Annotated in this window: 14 protein-coding genes and 1 pseudogene; 8 read left to right on the top strand and 7 right to left on the bottom strand. The window is 33.7% G+C overall.

All coding sequences use genetic code 11. The features are described from left to right. Positions 1-904 precede the first annotated feature (904 nt). The 3 genes from ETSB_RS06460 to dapF all read right to left on the bottom strand — a co-directional run bounded on the left by ETSB_RS06460 (position 905) and on the right by dapF (position 3,095). The gene (locus tag ETSB_RS06460; RefSeq protein ID WP_044107000.1) at positions 905-1,759 is read right to left on the bottom strand and encodes a M56 family metallopeptidase; all 855 of its coding nucleotides are present in this window, start codon (positions 1,757-1,759) and stop codon (positions 905-907) included. A 3-nt stretch (positions 1,760-1,762) separates the two neighbouring features. Next, complete coding sequence (locus ETSB_RS06455; RefSeq protein ID WP_044107668.1) at positions 1,763-2,182, bottom strand: BlaI/MecI/CopY family transcriptional regulator; 420 nt, start codon at positions 2,180-2,182, stop codon at positions 1,763-1,765. 73 nt (positions 2,183-2,255) lie between these two features. Beyond that, positions 2,256-3,095: a diaminopimelate epimerase gene (gene dapF / locus ETSB_RS06450; protein WP_044106999.1), complete on the bottom strand. Its 840-nt coding sequence runs from the start codon at positions 3,093-3,095 to the stop codon at positions 2,256-2,258. Positions 3,096-3,621: 526 nt separating this feature from the next. Here dapF and ETSB_RS06445 point away from each other — a divergent pair. The 3 genes and pseudogenes from ETSB_RS06445 to ETSB_RS06435 all read left to right on the top strand — a co-directional run bounded on the left by ETSB_RS06445 (position 3,622) and on the right by ETSB_RS06435 (position 5,014). Next, positions 3,622-4,178: pseudogene (locus ETSB_RS06445) on the top strand (response regulator). Between the two features lie 41 nt (positions 4,179-4,219). Then, positions 4,220-4,429: a hypothetical protein gene (locus ETSB_RS06440; protein WP_044106995.1), complete on the top strand. Its 210-nt coding sequence runs from the start codon at positions 4,220-4,222 to the stop codon at positions 4,427-4,429. Positions 4,430-4,540: 111 nt separating this feature from the next. Continuing rightward, complete coding sequence (locus ETSB_RS06435) at positions 4,541-5,014, top strand: DUF4079 domain-containing protein (RefSeq protein ID WP_044106991.1); 474 nt, start codon at positions 4,541-4,543, stop codon at positions 5,012-5,014. Positions 5,015-5,111: 97 nt separating this feature from the next. On the opposite strand, the gene ETSB_RS06430 is transcribed toward ETSB_RS06435, so the two are convergent. Then, the gene (locus tag ETSB_RS06430) at positions 5,112-6,245 is read right to left on the bottom strand and encodes a glycosyltransferase (protein ID WP_044106990.1); all 1,134 of its coding nucleotides are present in this window, start codon (positions 6,243-6,245) and stop codon (positions 5,112-5,114) included. Positions 6,246-7,092: 847 nt separating this feature from the next. On the opposite strand from ETSB_RS06430, the gene pyrF reads away from it, so the two are divergent. The 3 genes from pyrF (at position 7,093) to ETSB_RS06415 (ending at position 10,672) form a co-directional block, all read left to right on the top strand. After that, positions 7,093-7,794 carry an orotidine-5'-phosphate decarboxylase gene (gene pyrF, locus ETSB_RS06425; RefSeq protein WP_044106988.1) on the top strand — a complete coding sequence of 234 codons (702 nt, stop codon included), beginning with the start codon at positions 7,093-7,095 and terminating at the stop codon, positions 7,792-7,794. Next, positions 7,791-8,339, top strand: coding sequence for a hypothetical protein (locus ETSB_RS06420; RefSeq protein WP_044106987.1), 549 nt, complete (start codon positions 7,791-7,793; stop codon positions 8,337-8,339). The genes pyrF and ETSB_RS06420 overlap by 4 nt, the downstream gene beginning before the upstream one ends. Positions 8,340-9,580: 1,241 nt before the next feature. Further along, the gene (locus tag ETSB_RS06415; protein WP_044106985.1) at positions 9,581-10,672 is read left to right on the top strand and encodes an AI-2E family transporter; all 1,092 of its coding nucleotides are present in this window, start codon (positions 9,581-9,583) and stop codon (positions 10,670-10,672) included. 113 nt (positions 10,673-10,785) lie between these two features. On the opposite strand, the gene ETSB_RS06410 is transcribed toward ETSB_RS06415, so the two are convergent. Then, positions 10,786-13,125, bottom strand: coding sequence for an ATP-dependent helicase (locus tag ETSB_RS06410; protein ID WP_044106984.1), 2,340 nt, complete (start codon positions 13,123-13,125; stop codon positions 10,786-10,788). Positions 13,126-14,596: 1,471 nt separating this feature from the next. Between ETSB_RS06410 and ETSB_RS06405 the strand changes: the two genes are divergently transcribed. Further along, positions 14,597-15,268, top strand: coding sequence for an ester cyclase (locus ETSB_RS06405; protein WP_044106983.1), 672 nt, complete (start codon positions 14,597-14,599; stop codon positions 15,266-15,268). A gap of 591 nt (positions 15,269-15,859) precedes the next feature. After that, positions 15,860-15,997 (top strand): hypothetical protein, encoded by a 138-nt coding sequence (locus ETSB_RS10000; RefSeq protein ID WP_171816425.1) that lies wholly within the window; start codon positions 15,860-15,862, stop codon positions 15,995-15,997. A 154-nt stretch (positions 15,998-16,151) separates the two neighbouring features. Here the strand turns inward: ETSB_RS10000 and ETSB_RS10345 are convergent, their stop codons facing one another. Beyond that, on the bottom strand, positions 16,152-16,301 hold the full coding sequence (locus tag ETSB_RS10345; protein ID WP_232509873.1) for a DUF924 family protein: 150 nt from the start codon (positions 16,299-16,301) through the stop codon (positions 16,152-16,154). Between the two features lie 211 nt (positions 16,302-16,512). Next, positions 16,513-16,623, bottom strand: a complete 111-nt coding sequence (locus ETSB_RS10675; RefSeq protein ID WP_332403805.1) for a DUF924 family protein — start codon at positions 16,621-16,623, stop codon at positions 16,513-16,515. Between the last annotated feature and the right edge of the window lie 1,018 nt (positions 16,624-17,641).

The raw sequence follows: 17,641 nt of genomic DNA, 5'->3' as shown, positions 1-17,641 counted from the left end.
GTTGAACTGAGTTCGTTATCTCTGTTGATTAAACTATATGTTGCGTCTTCAAAAAAGCAGTAACTACATACTGTCCTGCCTAAAAATTAGGCTAACAGAATTAGGGGAACAAGAACTATTAAAGTTCATCCGTGAGCCAACAAATTACTTCATGATAAAAATAAGCGCACAAATATTATATTTAAATCGAATAAAATAGAAAATTTTTCAATATATAGATTGGGCGGATAAATTGAAAGTTTTCTATTTTTAAACTTATAAAATAGATGTAGATACTAAAAAATATTTTAGCGTTATCGTTGATGCTTACTTATTATTTTGTTATTTCTGATTTAATAATAATCAATATTATGGCAAAAAATAATTTATTTTAGTATTAAATACTATAGTCTTTTAATTTATGATTTAAATAAATTTATTTTAGGTTTATTCTTTTTTGAAAAGCTCAAAATACTTAATACAAGTAACACTAATAATTAGTAACAGTAGTATCTAGCTAAATAATATTAAATTTCTTTTAAAAAATTAAAGTTTTAATATTATTTTTTTAGTAAATAATTGATTTTTATTTAAAATACTTAGGTTTTTCTTTATTTATAGAATATCTACTATTAAAAACCCAAAATTTTACGAAAAAAATACAGAATTAAATTCTCAATTGATTAGAAAAATAGCGAAAAAATATGTATATTACTGAATAATGCTGTATATTTTATTAGTCTTAATAACAAAAAGTTTCCCAAAAAGTTGTTAATATATTGACTTCATCTAACTAAAACTATATTTTTATTGATCGCTAATTTTTCAGAATAAAAAACTAAAATTATGGAACTATGTTTTTTACAATAGTTTAAATTTTAGAAAATTTGACTAAAAAAACGAAATATCTCTAAAATTTACTAATCTAGCCATGAAAAGGAATCAAAATTAATGGAGCTAAAGTTAATAAAATATAACTCAACTTCCAGGAAGTATTGATTAAATTTTCTGACTCACTTAATAAAGCATCAATTCGTTCATTTATACGACCAGAAATAGTCTTATCATGGAAGGCAACTTCCATAATTCCTGTTGTTATATTTCCTGAAATTGTATGTATTTTTTGAGCGATAATTACTAATGATTCGGCAATTAATAAAGGGTCTACCTGTTGAGAAGCTCGTCGATCAGCCCGAATTTCTCGTAACAATAATAAATCTTGCCATAGCTCATCAGTATTGGGCAACCAAGGACTAATATAACCTAGCCAACCTAATATAAAAAACCAAAAAGTATCTCGGTACTGAGTATGAGCCTCTTCATGGGCAACAACTGCACTGAAATGGTCCTTATCTAGGGTATCTAAAAGTCCTTGACTAATGACCAATTTAGAATTCCAAAAACCAACCTGTGCGCTGTAGGGAAAAGAAGTATCAAGAAGTCTTACAGTCTTTCCTTCGATAGTTTTTTGAGGATACTTATTGGTTGTTTGGATAGATTGCCATCCTTGAAAAAACAATTTCACGATAGAAGTGGCAGTAAAAATAAGAAAGCCTATTGCAAATAAGTAACCATACCAACCAGACTGCCATCCTAGCATTGTTCCGTGACATCCCATCACCACGACAGCGATCGCCGTCATCAATAATAACAAAGGAGAAAATACAAAACAAAATAGTGATCGCTGCCAGCGAGTTGTCCAAGGAATATGAGATAAAGGGGTATAAAGACGAATACTCCAAGCCAAAATTAAAGCTACTACTATGATTAATAAATGCATAACTTAAGTCTCTTCTCGTTGACGACGAATAGTTTGTAAACGAGACGCAATCGCATCTAACTGTTCTAGACTAGCTGTATCTAAACTATCCGCAAAGGCTGCCACGATATCAGGATTACTAATAGCTAAAAATTGCTGCAATTGCTCATAAGCCTGTATGGCCCGCGCTTGTTCGCGAGATACAAGGGGATGCCAAGAAAAAGCTCGCCCTTTTTTAGAGTATTCTAGCCATCCTTTTTGAGTAAGACGATGTAAAACGGTAGTGACAGAAGCATAAGCCAACTCTCGTTCAGGATCAGATAAAATGCGATCATGAATCTGCTTCACCGTTGCCGTCTCTAAGTCCCAAATAATCTCTAAAATTTCGGCTTCCAGATGACCGAGGGAAAGTTTTTGAGGTCGATAGTCAGGTAAGGGAGACATTAATCTATTTCTTTCTTCTAAACGATCCTTCATCGTAACATTTCTGAACTTATTATATCTTTAAAAATTACTTTTAATAACTTCCTGTGAACACTATTTGAGCCGGTCCCGTCATATAAAGTTGATTATCGGCTTCAGACCATTCAATCATCAGAGAGCCTCCTGGTAATTCTACTGTACAATTGCGAACACAGTTTTTGGTCAACACCCCAGCCACCACGGATGCACAGGCGCCTGTTCCGCAGGCTAAGGTAGCCCCTGCACCTCTTTCCCAAACCCGCATTTTTAGATAATCAGGACGAACTACCTCGATAAATTCGGTATTGATTCGCTCAGGGAACATTTGATGGTATTCAAATTGAAGTCCCAAGACAGCTAAATCAATTGCTGATGCATCGTCAACAAAAGTAATACAGTGGGGGTTGCCCATACTTACACAGGTGACTAACCAAAGTTTTCCGGCTACAGCTAGGGGTTGATTAATCACTGTTTCGTTAGGATTTCCTAAAGTGGTGGGAATTTCATGGGCCAATAGATAAGGGGGTCCCATTTTGACTCTCACTTGTCCTTCAGCTTCTAAACGAGGGGAAATTACTCCAGTTGGGGTGTGAATAGAATAAGTTTTTCCTAGAGTTTCTCCACCTTCTAGCTGAGCAATAAAGCGGGCTAGACAGCGAATTCCATTACCACACATTTGGGGTTCAGAACCATCAGGATTAAAAATCCGCATGCTGTAGTCGGTATTGCCTATTCCTGGAAGAGCAAAAATAACCCCATCTGCCCCAATTCCAAAATGGCGATCACACATTTTAACGGACTGCTCTGGAGACACTAACGGTGAATTACTCAAACGATTATCAATCAAAATGAAATCGTTGCCCAATCCATGATACTTAGTAAATTTAATAGCCATTTATTTAATTCCCCATTAATATCAATGATTATCAATCAACCAGAGAATAGTCGACAAGGGTTTCCTCATTTGTAACTGAAAAGATTAATTAATTGCTATTTTACAAAAAAATAACTAAATTCGATGCAAGGTTACTTAGTGTCGGTCTAGTGATAAAATATTTTCCGGTACTAGTACTATTACTATTCGTTGGATAAAATCTAGAGTCTCTCCAACTCATAATGCGAAACAAAGGATCTTAAATTTTGCTAGAAGCCTTTGTTTAGATATAAATCAGAAGCCTAAAGTCATCTAATGTTTCTTTGATTAGATCAAAGATCATACTCCGAGTTCCCTCAAAGCTTTTCTGTAGATTCTCCACCGCTAATGGTAATATAACCCTATAAGCTTACTAATTCTAGATTGTTAGTAAGAGTAAAGACTGGACTGCTTTGTATTTATGCCGTTATTGATCTTAATAGCTGATGATGATCCAGGAGTTCGATTAGCTGTCAAAGATTATTTAGAACTTTAGAGTTATTCTGTCATAACTGTCTAAAAGAGACAAGAAACCTTGTCTCTTTTAGGGGCATATCGTCCTCATTTATTCATATCCGATATTAAAATGCCACAAAAAGATGGCTATACTTTAGTTCGCCATCTACGGCGATTACCAGAATTACGTCTTTTACCAGTGATTTTTCTGACCGAACGAGATAGTACGGGAGAACGAATTCAAGGATATGAGGTGGGGTGTGAGGTTTATCTTCTTAAACCCTTTGAAATGAAAGAACTCAAGGCAGTAGTCCGAAATCTTGTAGAATAAACTCAAATGATCTAATCTGAATTAGGGTTTTTGAAACGGAAGTCTTTTGGAAAAAAAAACAATTACTCTCAAGAAACAGAGAATAAAAATCAGTCTATCGCCAATTATTTCTACTTTACTCCACGAGAAGTTCAATTACTTACAACTGGGTTATCTAATGAAGACATTAGAAAAATATGTTAGCAGCCTACTTCGAAAACCTGAAACCAATAACCGCGCTAAATTAGTTTATTACCCTTGAGCATCACTTCATTGATTATTCAAGGGTAATAAACTAATTAATTAGAGATATCAATAAACATTAGGATAATTCTTGAATATGATAATTTGGGTTAATGAACAAATCGATCCTTGTGGAATTGTTTATTCTTGTATTGCTTGTTGTGATAAAGAAACAGCAGAAGAATGCCACAAAACTTGGCTTAAAGACTTAAGTGAGCAACAAAAACAAGAAGGTTGGATCGCCAACATCAGAATTGTAGACTCTTGGGACGAAGTCCCAGTTAATGCTCTCAAGCTAAGTGTTTAATTTAGATTGAGAGCATTGCCGTTAGTTGTTCTCGCTTTCCGTGCAGATTGTGATAGGTTAGGTAATGAGTTGACTTATGTAAAGTATTCATTTTAGGGAGAGGAACCATCCATGACAGTAGATATTCCAGAACCTATTAAAATCTGGTCACAGTTTGGCCATCCCATTCTGATGTGGGTATTATTCGGATTAACCATTTATGCCTCATATTTAGGCATACAATGGCGACGAACTCGGACAGCCGATAAAGATCTTAAAAAAGAATTACTACTAAAATACTTCAATACTCGACATTACCAACTAGGATCATTACTATTGTCCCTAATCGTAATGGGTAACATGGGCGGAATGGCCATTACATATATTAATAATGAGAAATTATTTTTCGGTCCTCATTTATTAGTTGGGTTGAGTCTAACCACAATTATCGCTATTTCTGCTTCCCTTTCCCCTCTCATGCAAAAAGGTAATGAATTAGCCCGTTATGCCCATATCACCTTTAATATTCTGATTGTTAGTTTGTTTGGTTGGCAGGCAATAAGTGGCATGAATATTCTTATGAAAATTATTGATAGAATGTCCTAATTAGTTTTTGTAACCTTAATCTTTTTTGTGTTGAATAACCCTTGTAGAGACGTTTGCTCAAACGTCTCTTTCTTGAACTTATTTATTTAGAGTTGATCTAAGCTGCAGTTGATAAAGACTCTTTATAAAGAATCTTTTGATAATAGTCGCGTAACTGGCGAGTAGCCGCTCCCCAACCCCAACGTTCTGCCTCAAGACGAGCATTTCCTCGTAATTTTTCTCGGTCCTCTTTTGCTGCCAACAAGCGTTGAGTTGCAACAATAGCCCCATCAGCATCAGCCGGCTCAAATAAATATCCATTAACCCCATCAGTAACAATATCGGGTATTCCCCCAGAATTAACAGCTACGACTGGACATCCTGCAGCCATGGCTTCTAATAAGACTAAACCTAGGGTTTCTGTTCTTGAAGGGAAAATAAAGGCATCTGATGAAGCAAACGCGGTAGCTAACTCTAACCCCTGTAGATAACCTACAAAATTTGTCTTAGTCCCTGCAAAATGAACTTTCAACGCCTCTCGATGAGGTCCATCCCCAACAACAGCTAAACGAGCGTCAGGAATAGCTTCCAGAACAGGTTTGATGTTCTCAATTTGCTTTTCTGGGGAAACTCGCCCGACATACAACAATAAGGGATATTCAGGGTGTCCCTCTGATAACCGTGATCGCATCTGTTGAGAGCTTAAATAAGGTTGAAACATTTCTGTATCTACCCCCCGTTGCCATAAGTCAACTCGCTCAATACCATGGGTGACTAATTCATTTACCATAGCGGTTGAGGTACAGAGGTTTAATTGTGCCTGATTATGCCCTAATTTTAATAATTCCCAGAGTAACCCTTCTAGTGAACCTAATCCGTAATGTTGTAGATATTGGGGTAAATGGGTATGATAGGAGGCAACAAGCGGAATATTCATTGTTTTAGCATAATAAATTCCCCCTAATCCTAAAACAGCAGGATTTACCACATGAACTAAATTAGGTTTAAATCGTTCCATTGCTTTACCGACACTGGGGGTAGGGATGGCTAATTTTAATTCTGGGTACAGAGGAAGAGATATTCCTTTGACTCCATGAACTTTGGCTCCTTTGTGTTCAGTGACACCTCCATCAGGACAGAAAACTAATACTTGATCGCCGTTACGCTGCAAATGTTCAACGGTATGACGCAGACGAGTCACGATTCCGTCAATTTTGGGTAAAAAGGTCTCTGTGAATAAGGCAACTCGCATAAGATTAACTATTCGGGGACAAATAGTAATATAGGCGATCGCGGTACCTCCAAGTAAGTGAGTTTAAATAAATGTTAAATAGAAAAAACTACCAAGCAATCATTACTTAGATACCAGTGTGCCTAAAAATTAAGATAATACAATTAGAAGAACAAGTATTGTTAAAGTTTACTAGCGATTTTAAAAATTTTTCCCTGACAAGATTATAAATTTTGTGTTTAAATACAAGAGAAAAAAAGTCAAATAAATTGTAGATTAGGCAGAAATACCATCTTATATAAAAATAGTTATGATAATTATTTTTATATAAATTATGCTAAAAAAAAGATTATAGAATTTTTTAAAAAGTGAAAATAAAGAATAATACAGAATATGATATCAGTATGTAACCCAAAGAGAAATTGCAAAGAAAAAGGAATAAAATAAACATTATTGATAATAACTCAGTGCATACAAGTATTTTAGTTAGAGTCAAAGTGAAACAATGAGAGGATAAAATGTTGTATCTATTGTTTTAAAAACCTCCTCCTAATCTAGGATAAAATATAATATAAGAAGAGTGGCAGCAAACAAAAGTAAATAAAATTGACGTAAGGATGTTTAGAGATAATTTGGCTAAAGCAGTTTAAAGTATTGCGCAAAATAATTTATATAAAAAATATCTATTAAAGTAATAATATTTGAACTATAAGTGCTTAGAATATAAAAACACAAAATGTATTGTTTTTTTATGTTTATTTAGAGCTACTGATCTAGGTTAGATTTTAAGGAGAGAAAGAGAATGGTCAATGACAATTTACAACTTTTAAGATTAGTATGTTAATTATATTGACGTCATCTAAACATAATGTCACCGGCTAATCAGGTTATTGTTCCCCTAGATGTTCCCAATTTAACTGAGGCGATCACGCTTTTAGATAAATTGCCTCAAGTCAGTTTTTGGAAAGTAGGACTAGAATTGTTTACAGCTACTGGACCAAGTATTCTGACTATTCTCAAAGAACGAAAAAAACGCATTTTTCTAGACCTCAAATTCCACGATATTCCTAACACTGTAGCGGGAGCTTGTCGTAGTGCCAGTGAATATGGGGTAGATTTTCTTACCCTTCATGCCACAGCAGGACAAACCGCCCTAAAAGCAGCTACAAAAGCTATTAATAATACTGCATCTCGTCCTCAATTATTAGCCATAACTTTGCTGACTAGTTTAAATGTGCGAGAGTTAGCTTTTGACCTCAAAGTTTCCCTAGATTTACCCAAATACGTCCTATATATGGCTATTTTTGCCCAAAAGTATGGTTTAAATGGAGCAGTTTGTTCTCCTAGGGAAGTCAGTCAACTACGGCAGGTATGTGGGAACGATTTCTTGCTGGTTTGTCCAGGGATACGACCAAGTTGGTTTTATAATGGAGATCAGCGACGGGTAATGACTCCTTCGGAGGCAATAAAAGCGGGGGCAGATTATTTAGTTATTGGCCGTCCTATTACAATGGCAAATGATCCAATAGCAGCATGGGAGAAAATTTGCGAAGAATTAGAAATAGGATGATGAGACGAACATTGATAGGACTGTTAATAACAGTAGGTTGCTTAAGCCAATTATCAGAGGTTTATTCTCAAAACAATCCTAAGTCAACTTCTTGCCCATCCGATCTTGAAAGGTTAACTGAGTTGATGTTGAAAGATTTACCTAGTTACGCTAACAGGGTGATTCAACGAGAAAGATTACGTAATCGTCCTTTTCCTCCATCACTATATATTTTAGTGTCAGGGAGTCCAGAATTTGAGCCATTACCCCTGACTAATCTGCAATATCAACCTGTTTTTGAAGATACAACTCAACAAGTCTTTTTTACCACCTTAGAACGCCAATATGGAGAAGAAAGTCTGGTTCATCTAGAAAATTATTATTGGCTATTTCTAACTCAAACGGAGAAAGGGTGGCGATCAGTAATATTATTTTCCCAATTAGCGTCTTTTGATGATGGAGGTCTTCCCTTACCTCCTAAAGACGCTAGTAATGGGCCAATTGGGCAAGGTATTCGTTTATGGTTACGAGATTGCCGTGCAGGAGCTGTGAAAATTAATGACTAACAAGCATTGACATTGATAATTTAAATAAGAAGAAAAATAGGAAGATTCAAGTTAAAAATTAGTTTTTTTAGCTGATGACAAAATCCATCTGTTAAAAAAGTTATCTTACTGTCTAAAATAATTGAGAGTAACCAACATAACTTTAAAGTCTAATACTTAACCCAAAAAGGTTTATAATTTTTTAATTATTTAGATTTTTCCCAGTGAGATTAGCAACAGCTCTCAGTTTATAAAAACTGGGTGTAAATAATATTTTAGTTATCAATAAAATTTGTAGATCCTATCAAGGATAAAATCTTAACCCCAAAAAAATACTGATATTTTAAACCCCTTCAAGAAGAAATTGTTTAGAAGATTTCTTGATACTTTAAAACTTGTTTTAATCAGTATGAGGAATGTTATCTTTCTATTCCTTGGCATCAGTTCCAAACAACCTTGATAAATTTATTACCGCCGTAATTTATCAAGGTAAACAATCATTGTGTCAATCTATAAAAAGAGTACGATTATATCAAGGTTAGTTGTTATGTCAGATACAACCATAGACTACTTATAGAAAATGAGAACAGAAGAGAACTTAAAAAGTTTAATGGTCTAGAAAATAAAAAATTTAAAACAAAATCAATAATAGCAGTGGATGAAATTAATTTAGACTTTTTTCAGGTTATTTATGAGAATAAAAAATTAGCTCAATGAGCAAAACCTCAATATTCCAGTTGGTTGAACAAGGATACGTTGCCGTTCCATTAACAATATTTATGAGTCTATTATAGAAGAATTGAAAACTAAAGATTTTCACTAACAGTCAAGAGCTACAGTGACTAATGATAAAGTTAAAAAATATTTTAGATTAAATGATTTATACAAAATTATTGCAGCTTCTTTTAAGACCAACCATACATATCTATCGGTTATTTTTTTATAGTCCTTTAACCTTAAACTCTTTGTATCATAAATCGGACGATGATTCTGATAATATTGACGATAAAAAGAGCTGTCATAACTCCTTTAATTACTAATGTAGTCCATGCAAAATGGCTAAATAATAAAATATTTATCTCTAGATAATAGACTAAATATTAAAAAATTCGCCGTCGGTTTATGGAAAAAACTCAAGAGGCAACGATGGAAAAACATCACTGGTAACAACAACAATGGGATAATTATAGTGGGATGATCCATAGTTGTGGCTTGAAATACCTAACTAGCTTCTTATAAACCAATTTGAGTTTAATAAAACTATGATACCTAAGCGACTAATTTCTATTTCTCCGTCTAGCCTACTACTACTAGTAGGATCTGGTTTGCTATTGACTATACTATGGCAACTGCGGAATCTTTTGGTAATTTTGATGATCGCGGTGGTTATTGCTTCTACTCTAGCTCCTTTGGTAAAAAATTTAGAAAAACGAGGGATTACCCCCTGGCTAGCTGTAATTATTGTATATTTAGGCTTATTAACCTTAATGACTGGAATTATTTTAATCCTAGGTCCAACAATTATTGCCCAAATCCAACGGTTATTACAAAAATTACCTGTATATTTAGATATTTTAGAAATAGAGTTCCAAAACTGGGCTACTATACGGGGTTTTACTCAACCTGAAGTTCTCGATTTCATTAATCAACTGTTAGATATTCAGTCTCTGGTGTCTTGGACATTAAGCTACAGTCAAAAATTCATCATCGGTGTCGGTGGTGTGACACGAGGTATTCTGGGGGGAGTTTTCAACGTAATTCTAGCGGTTTTGCTCTCTGGTTATATGTTATCAGGGTCAAAAAAATTAATTGGGGGCATTGTAAATTTATTTCCTTACCCTTGGAATGAACGTTTAGAAGCTCAGGTAGTTCCCATTAGTCAACGGATGGGAGGTTATATTCAAGGGAGGCTTTTAATCTCATTTATTTTGGGGTCAGCTATTAGTTTGGGGCTAAGATTCCTAGGAATTTCCGAGTTTGCTCTAGGTTTAGGAACTATTGCTGGAATTACTAATTTAATCCCCTTTGTCGGCCCAGTTTTGGGTTCAATTCCTGCTTTGATTGTAGCAATCGCCCAAGGGGGGTGGGTGTTTCTTTGGGTTCTATTACTATTTTTGTTTATTCAAAATGTAGAAACCTATGTGCTTGATCCTCTGTTAGTGGGATCTTCGGTAAATGTTTCTCCTTTATACCAATTATTGGCGGTTTTAAGTGGAGTTCAAATTTTAGGAATTTTGGGGGCATTAATTGTTCCTCCTTGGGTAGCTGGTGCAGGAGTTTTATTGCAAAATCTTTATTTAATTCCTAAATTGCAGGCTCAAGGACGAGCGATCAGCCTCTCAGAACCTAAATAAATCCTTATGATTTTTGCTTCCGAAAAAATATCTTAACGTATTTGCGTAGTACTGTAGACAATTTGATTATCCTAATGGTTGATAGATTTAAGTAATTTAAACCGGGTAAATATTTACATAATTGACTCAGGAAATTGTTTCTTCAAAATTGGTATAACAGGACAAGGAACTTTGGATTGTAGATTGATTGTTTTATTCCCTTGAAAAACATTCCAACGAAAGGGTCCCAAATGAGCAGCAGACATCCATAATAGGCGTTTTGCCCTTGTCATTGCTACATAAAGTAAACGATATTCTTCGGCTTTTTTAAATTTTCTCGCTTCTTCCCAAGCTTTCTTAGGTTCAGGTATTTCCCGGACTAATCCTTGGGTGATATGTTGGCTGTAAACTGCTGACCTTACTTGAGCGCGGGCGACTTCTGCAAAAGCAAAATCTCCTAGAAATTTAGCCGCAGTAGGAACCCAAGGATTACCAGGTAAAACATCTTTATGTAGGAAAGGAATAAAGACATAGTCCCAATCTAATCCTTTGGCTTTATGCATAGTAATGATTGTCAATTGGTTAGCTTTGTTATAACGATCCTCATTGTCTTCTTCTACTGCTTCAAATCCTTCAACACTAACAATTTCTTGAAGGGTTTTGATAGTTGCTTTTAAGGAATTATTTTCTATAACTTGTCGATTGATACGGTCAGAAAGTTTTTGAACTGTAGCTAATTCTGATCCTGTATATTTAAGAGTTATTCCTAAAAATGGGATCAGTTGATAGAATGGTAATTCTAATTTAGCTCGTAAAAGTTTACAACAGTAATGACGCGCTTGTAATACTTCTTGTTTTTGTTCCTTAATTAAGGGATTAGGATAGATAAAATTCTCGGGATAGGTAACTAATGTATTGAGATCTTGGGACGCAATTAAATCTCGTTTTTCTAAAATTCCTAAGGCTGATTTTAAATATTCTGCGGAATGAGGACGATCAATGAATTGTAATATTCTAAGTATTTCTTCAGGAATTTTAGAGAATCTCTCTGCTTCTCCTACTTCATATATTTTAATTCCGTGATCATTTCTTAAATGAGTTAAATTTTTTACTAAAAATTGACTTTGACGGTTTTCTCTGACTAAAATAGCTGAACTATGTTTAGGGTTGTTTTTCAAAAGTTTGATAACTCTTTTTTCTATTAATTTAACGGTTGTATATATATCTTTTGGTGTATAAATTTCTAACCCTTTTCCTACAGATTTAGGGTTAGCATGAAGAGTATTTTTTTTGACTGGATGAATATCCTGTTGACGAAAAGGAATATGTTCTTCAGTTAAATCTAAAAAAGTTTTATTTAACTCAATTTTTTGACTATTTTTTGTTTCATTTATCCATTGACTATTAACCCAACTTAGAGTGAAGTTAGCTGCATCAATAATAACTTTACTACTACGTCCAGCTTGATTCATAATGACTAAATTGTTTTGATCTTTACAGCGGTTACAAAACCAATTAAAATAAACAGGATCAGCAGGAGTGAAAGTAGAATTAATTGCTTGATTAGGATCACCGACTCGAATTAAATTGGGTGGATTGTCAGAATGGTTTGAATCTTGAGCTAATAAGCTAATTAATTTTTCTTGAAGTGGGCTAGAATCTTGAGCTTCATCTTCAAAAACGGCAAAAGTTTCTTGTTGCCAGCGATTACGAATATTTTTATTTTCTAAAACCCGTAAAGATGCTAAGGTTATGTCATCATAATCAATAAAATCGAGTGATTGCATCACTTTTTCATACTGTTGATATAATCCTGCTCCTATTCCTAAAATATTATAATGATACGCCGAATATTCACTTAATCGTGCTACCTCTTGGGGAGAAAGTCCTGAACTTTTAGCTTCACGGATAATGATGTGAGCTAGTTTAGGTAAAACTTCAGTACGTAATACCGATTGACGACGTAGTTTTTCCGTTTCTTCTCCATCAAATTGGAATCCTTGTAATAAAACTTGATAGTGGTGAGGGTTAGCATTAATCCACTCTTCTACGGAAGTCCGAATAATACGATGACTAGGGGTAGGAGTAACAATAGTAGCGGTGTCTAAGTTGAGCTGAGACAACTGAGGATTGCGACTAGCAATATTAAGTGCTAAACTGTGTAAAGTTTGTACCACAAAACCTGTTTGAGGTAATTGTAATTCCTTCAAACATCTTTTAATCTTAACTTTAATGCCAGCTGCCGCAGAACGGGTATAAGTCACGATAATCAGTTGTTTTTTAGAGTGTAATTTATAGCGTCCGATCATGATAGTCGCCGCTACTGCCAAACTATGAGATTTACCTGCTCCAGGAACTGCGGATATGGCCATTTCTCCCCTTTCCCAATCTGCCAACTGTCTTTGTCCAGGGCGCAAACTATTGCGGAGTTGTTGTAGTTTTTCCGAAAGATCTAAGTCTAATAAAATAGTCATGTTGAAGTTATAAACAATTTACTTATTACCCATTTTTTATGAGTTTTTTGTAGTCTTTAAAGACTTTACAAATCTATCTTTTATTATTGGCTACTAAAAATATCTGGTTTTTTAGATTGTATTTTAAATCTACAAGTTCATAGTTTATTAACTAAATTAATATCATTAAATTGAATCTATAGGCATCTTGACTAGAGTTTTTTGGGGTAAAATGGAGAAAAATATTTAGAAGCTTTACTTGAATTGTGTATCCACCTTTCTGTTACTTTGTCATGACACCAAGATTATCTATAGAAATAAAACTAGCTTCTGGAGGATAAGCTTTGTTAAATAATAAATATTCCGTGATTTCTTCAACATAATTTCAGATACAGTAGATTTTATCTCAAATAGAATTAGTATGGGGTAACTGTTATTACCAAAAAATGGGAATATTCTAAGTGGGTTAAACAATAGGAGACTTAAACAATGAAACTTTTTGGACTGTGTCCTGCTCGAAGTAAAACATTGTTCTGGACGGGTATTGCCTTGACAGTAACTGTTATTTTGTAACCCAGAAACAGGCAGAAAATAACTTGTCTTCTGACCCTGGTGTACTTAATCATATATCTCTGGTTCCTTTTCAGTGCCAATTTCCAGATACAGAGAATGGAGGTAATTGCATTATCTTAAATTACAGTGTTAGTTTTAGTTAGCTTAAACAGAAAACAAGCTAAGTATTGTTCTTAGCTTGTGAGATTAATTAATTGTTATAATCAAAAGGTTTGAAACTTCACCTGAGTATTTAAGTAGGATTCAGGTAGTTGGGCTTAAAGTAAGTATAAAGTAGAAAAATTTTTTAAAAAAACAAGTGCTAGATATCAGACTGCCTAAAAATTCAGCTAACAGAATTGAAAGAGCGAAAAATATTAAATTTTACTATTAAACCGAAAATTCTCCATTTATCAGGCATGATAGAGAATAGCGAAAGCTGCCAGTAGGGAAATCAAGATGATGACTCTAAGCCAAGGAAATTGAATACTGAGCATAACCGATAGAAATAAATACTCAAATGTATAAATTTTATTTTATATGTAACGATTCATAGTCGTTAGTAATGATTTTTCATAAAGAATCATTACTAGAAAACCATAGAATTTTATAAATTTAAACCTGACGCATTTACCAAAAGCTATATGTGTTTATTTTACAGATTTACCCTTCTTATAGTGATAAAAAAAATATATTTGGTAAGTTAGGTTAGTTACAGATTCAATTTTGAGAAGAAATCAGTTGCAATTCGTTAGGTAATCCACTCAATTAATTATTGAAACTACAGAACATAGCATTTTAATGTACGATTTAATAGTTAAAAAATTCATATTTTTTTACACAAAGATCTTAATCTAAAATTAATAATTACGATATGGTCTTTATAATACCCTCTTAGAGGAGAGTTTTTAGTCCACGATTAGACGACAGGAGAAGTTAAATGGATTACGATGACTCAGCCAAATTACCACTTTGGGTACAAAGTCGCGACAAAGTGATTGCTAATGATGAAGGGGTGCAATGGCGCGACGGCGAACGTCCAGATTATTCCCATACTGATCAATTTCTCAGAGTAGAAAGCGAATTTAATCATCCTGAGGGGTCATTAGAAGCAATTGTTGAAAACTTGGTGAGAACTTTCGAAATGGAAGCCTCCCATAAAATTAATCCTGAACAATGGCTATCAATCGTAACCGATAAATTTCGGATGAGTAGCAATGGCGGACAGTTTTATACAGCCCAAAATGTGTCTGATGAAGGAACTTACAATTTATTTATTAATAATAGTGAAAAGTATAGTGCCACGGAAGAAACTTTTAAATCTTCCTATGAACTATTTCATAAGGCTTTTCCTAATGGCTTTCTCTGGGAATTAACCGAAGTATTATCAGGTCCACCTAATATTACTTTTAAGTGGCGACACTGGGGAACATTTAATGGTCCATATAAAGATCATCAACCCACAGGACAAACTATCGAAATTGTGGGATTAAGTATTGCCAGGGTCACAGATAACTTAAAAATTATAGAAGTTGAGCATTATTTTGATAATAGTACTTTTCTCCAGAAATTAACCTCTGATTGTCCTTTTAATCATGGCAAGGAAAAGTAATGAGAATCTATTATCAGTCAAGTAATAAATATTTACCCTAAGAAAGGAGATGTAATGCTTAACCTCAAACCTTTTGGCTCTTTGTTAGTGTTTTTTCCTATCTGATGGTCTGGTGTGGTTGTTTAAGAAAATAAAGTCCACATTTTATTCTATCAAGGAACCTATTGACTTAATTTTACTTTCTCAGGGGTTATTCGGGTAGTAAAATTTCCTAATGCAGCTAAAGTGCTCAAAAATCTAGGTTGCACTCAGGTAACATTTTTTTGCTGTGTAAAAATTAACTCCTCCGAAGACATTTTTAAAGTAAAAGCGGTTTCTGGTTCTTTCATTAGTTCTCAATTAACAGAAAATTGCTATATAATTCACGGATTTAGTTAATAAAAATCGTTTTTATTGCAAACCTCACGGTTATCATAATTCAATTTTGAAACATTAAATCCCTATTGATAGGGCAATTTACTATTGGGAACTAGTATTCTTCATATATTACACGTTCTTCAATGACAAAAAACACATTACAATTCTGTAAGTAGCTATCAATCCAGAGTTATTCTCTCTGCAGTAGCTGCAGGAAGTGCAGAATACGAAGGGGTGTTAACGGTCATACTCAAAACAGAAAGAACAATACAAGAGTTCCAACAAATGTTAGCGCGACATAAACTATCAACTCAAGTATTGACTCCTAAACACGGTAAATATATGGATTTAGCCGGGGAAAAAGCAGATTAATTTATAAATCAAGAGTAACAGTCAAGGGTTATTAACGTATGATCGCTCTTTAATTAAAATAAAACTGTTGTTATTAACTTGAAATACAAATGCAGGCTTTAATGTATAGCTATACTTCAGGAAATTGGATTTCACCTAGAAAAGAAGACTCAAGTCATTTTAGAATGTATAATTTATAGGCGGTACTAACACGTGTTAAAATTTGGTTGCGGTGAGGGAAACGTTCAATAACTTTTAAATGCTGGTAAGTATATTCAATGGTACTGATACTATCAGGATCATCCCCCGTAAAATAGCTGGACAAAAAATATAAATACACCGTGTCACCGCTTCTTCCAGAAGACGGATCTTAAGGTTGAAAATAAAATAACTGCTTGGTATAGATAAAGCAAATTTTTACTATGTTTAAAAGAGAGATAAATAAACTACCTTTGTACAGTAAATAATTGACGATTAAATTTTTAATAGATAGCATATCTAGCTAATTCTAAAGCTTGAGCATCTGTTGCAAATGACTAGGGTTGTTGATGAAACATATTACGAGAAAATTGATCCAGTAAAATAATTAAAGCTAGACAACTCAATGGAGATTTATTCCACTTATCTAATTGCTGAGGAGCAAGCAATTCGTCGGCAGGTAAAAAGTGAGATCACACAGCTTAGTCGACTTTAAAATCTTTAACAATCCGTAATTTTTGAGGATTACCATAATCAATAGAAGTGGATTGGCTGAACTAACAATCTAGAATATATTTATAATTTTGATTCATTAGTCACAATTAACTGTTACATTACTAAACTTTTTTATCACAATTTTTCTAAATAGAGTAAGTAAAACAAAGAGATAAATATCGACAAATATAGTTTTGGCATCGAGATCAAAAATACATTCAACAAACTTACTATTATTTAATAGATTAAAGGCTGAATAATCATATTTTCTTCTAGGGGTAACACTACTCAAAAACTGTTATTATGATCTGTACTCACAAACCATCTAAATTATTGAAAGGAAATAAAATCGAATCATCTTATTGGGACATGCTGGCATCCCTTTCTCTGGATATTCTGTAAATAAACTAATTGTTTCTTTTACGATATTAGAGCAAAAATTTTTATATTTTATCGATTATCCTCCACCGGTGAAAGTCGAGTAAAATTCTTTATTACGTAAGACAAATATATTTTCCTCTTTTTTTAAGATAGCTACCTCTTTATTGTGTACTTCATAATATAGGGCATCTTGTTCATGATTGATTTCTTCTAGTTGAACCTATTTAACTGATTTAGGTTTATTTAAATAGAAATCAATGCTATTCCTAATTTCGGGTATCTAGCCAATAACTAATACTTCGAGAGTATCACCCACTTCTAAATTTACTAGTTTATTGAAGCACAAACGATAAAAACAACAGTTACTTTGGACTAAGTTTAATAAATAAGTAGCTAATAACTTCCAAAACTATTATCAGGATTAAATTCTTTTTGACAAAGACAGTTAAAAGTAGTAAAAGCAGGAGTTCGATCACTCATGAGTTTTCCTAATTGAGAACTAATTCAATATTGTAACCCTTGATAAAGCTATAAACTCCTATTAGAATTTCAACTAAGTTTCCGCACTTTTTATTGATAAAATTTTTTTCA

The sequence above is a fragment of the cyanobacterium endosymbiont of Epithemia turgida isolate EtSB Lake Yunoko genome, from assembly GCF_000829235.1.
Taxonomy (GTDB): domain Bacteria; phylum Cyanobacteriota; class Cyanobacteriia; order Cyanobacteriales; family Microcystaceae; genus Rippkaea.
This window is presented reverse-complemented; position numbering and strand designations above follow the sequence as displayed.

What these genes read in the sequence shown, in the direction of transcription:
- ETSB_RS06410 (WP_044106984.1), bottom strand. Translation starts at nt 13,125, where the DNA reads ATGACTATTTTATTAGACTTAGATCTTTCGGAAAAACTACAACAACTC.
- pyrF (WP_044106988.1), top strand. Translation starts at nt 7,093, where the DNA reads ATGTCACCGGCTAATCAGGTTATTGTTCCCCTAGATGTTCCCAATTTA.
- ETSB_RS06420 (WP_044106987.1), top strand. Translation starts at nt 7,791, where the DNA reads ATGATGAGACGAACATTGATAGGACTGTTAATAACAGTAGGTTGCTTA.
- ETSB_RS06405 (WP_044106983.1), top strand. Translation starts at nt 14,597, where the DNA reads ATGGATTACGATGACTCAGCCAAATTACCACTTTGGGTACAAAGTCGC.
- ETSB_RS06430 (WP_044106990.1), bottom strand. Translation starts at nt 6,245, where the DNA reads ATGCGAGTTGCCTTATTCACAGAGACCTTTTTACCCAAAATTGACGGA.
- ETSB_RS06435 (WP_044106991.1), top strand. Translation starts at nt 4,541, where the DNA reads ATGACAGTAGATATTCCAGAACCTATTAAAATCTGGTCACAGTTTGGC.
- dapF (WP_044106999.1), bottom strand. Translation starts at nt 3,095, where the DNA reads ATGGCTATTAAATTTACTAAGTATCATGGATTGGGCAACGATTTCATT.
- ETSB_RS06455 (WP_044107668.1), bottom strand. Translation starts at nt 2,182, where the DNA reads ATGTCTCCCTTACCTGACTATCGACCTCAAAAACTTTCCCTCGGTCAT.
- ETSB_RS06415 (WP_044106985.1), top strand. Translation starts at nt 9,581, where the DNA reads ATGATACCTAAGCGACTAATTTCTATTTCTCCGTCTAGCCTACTACTA.
- ETSB_RS06440 (WP_044106995.1), top strand. Translation starts at nt 4,220, where the DNA reads ATGATAATTTGGGTTAATGAACAAATCGATCCTTGTGGAATTGTTTAT.
- ETSB_RS06460 (WP_044107000.1), bottom strand. Translation starts at nt 1,759, where the DNA reads ATGCATTTATTAATCATAGTAGTAGCTTTAATTTTGGCTTGGAGTATT.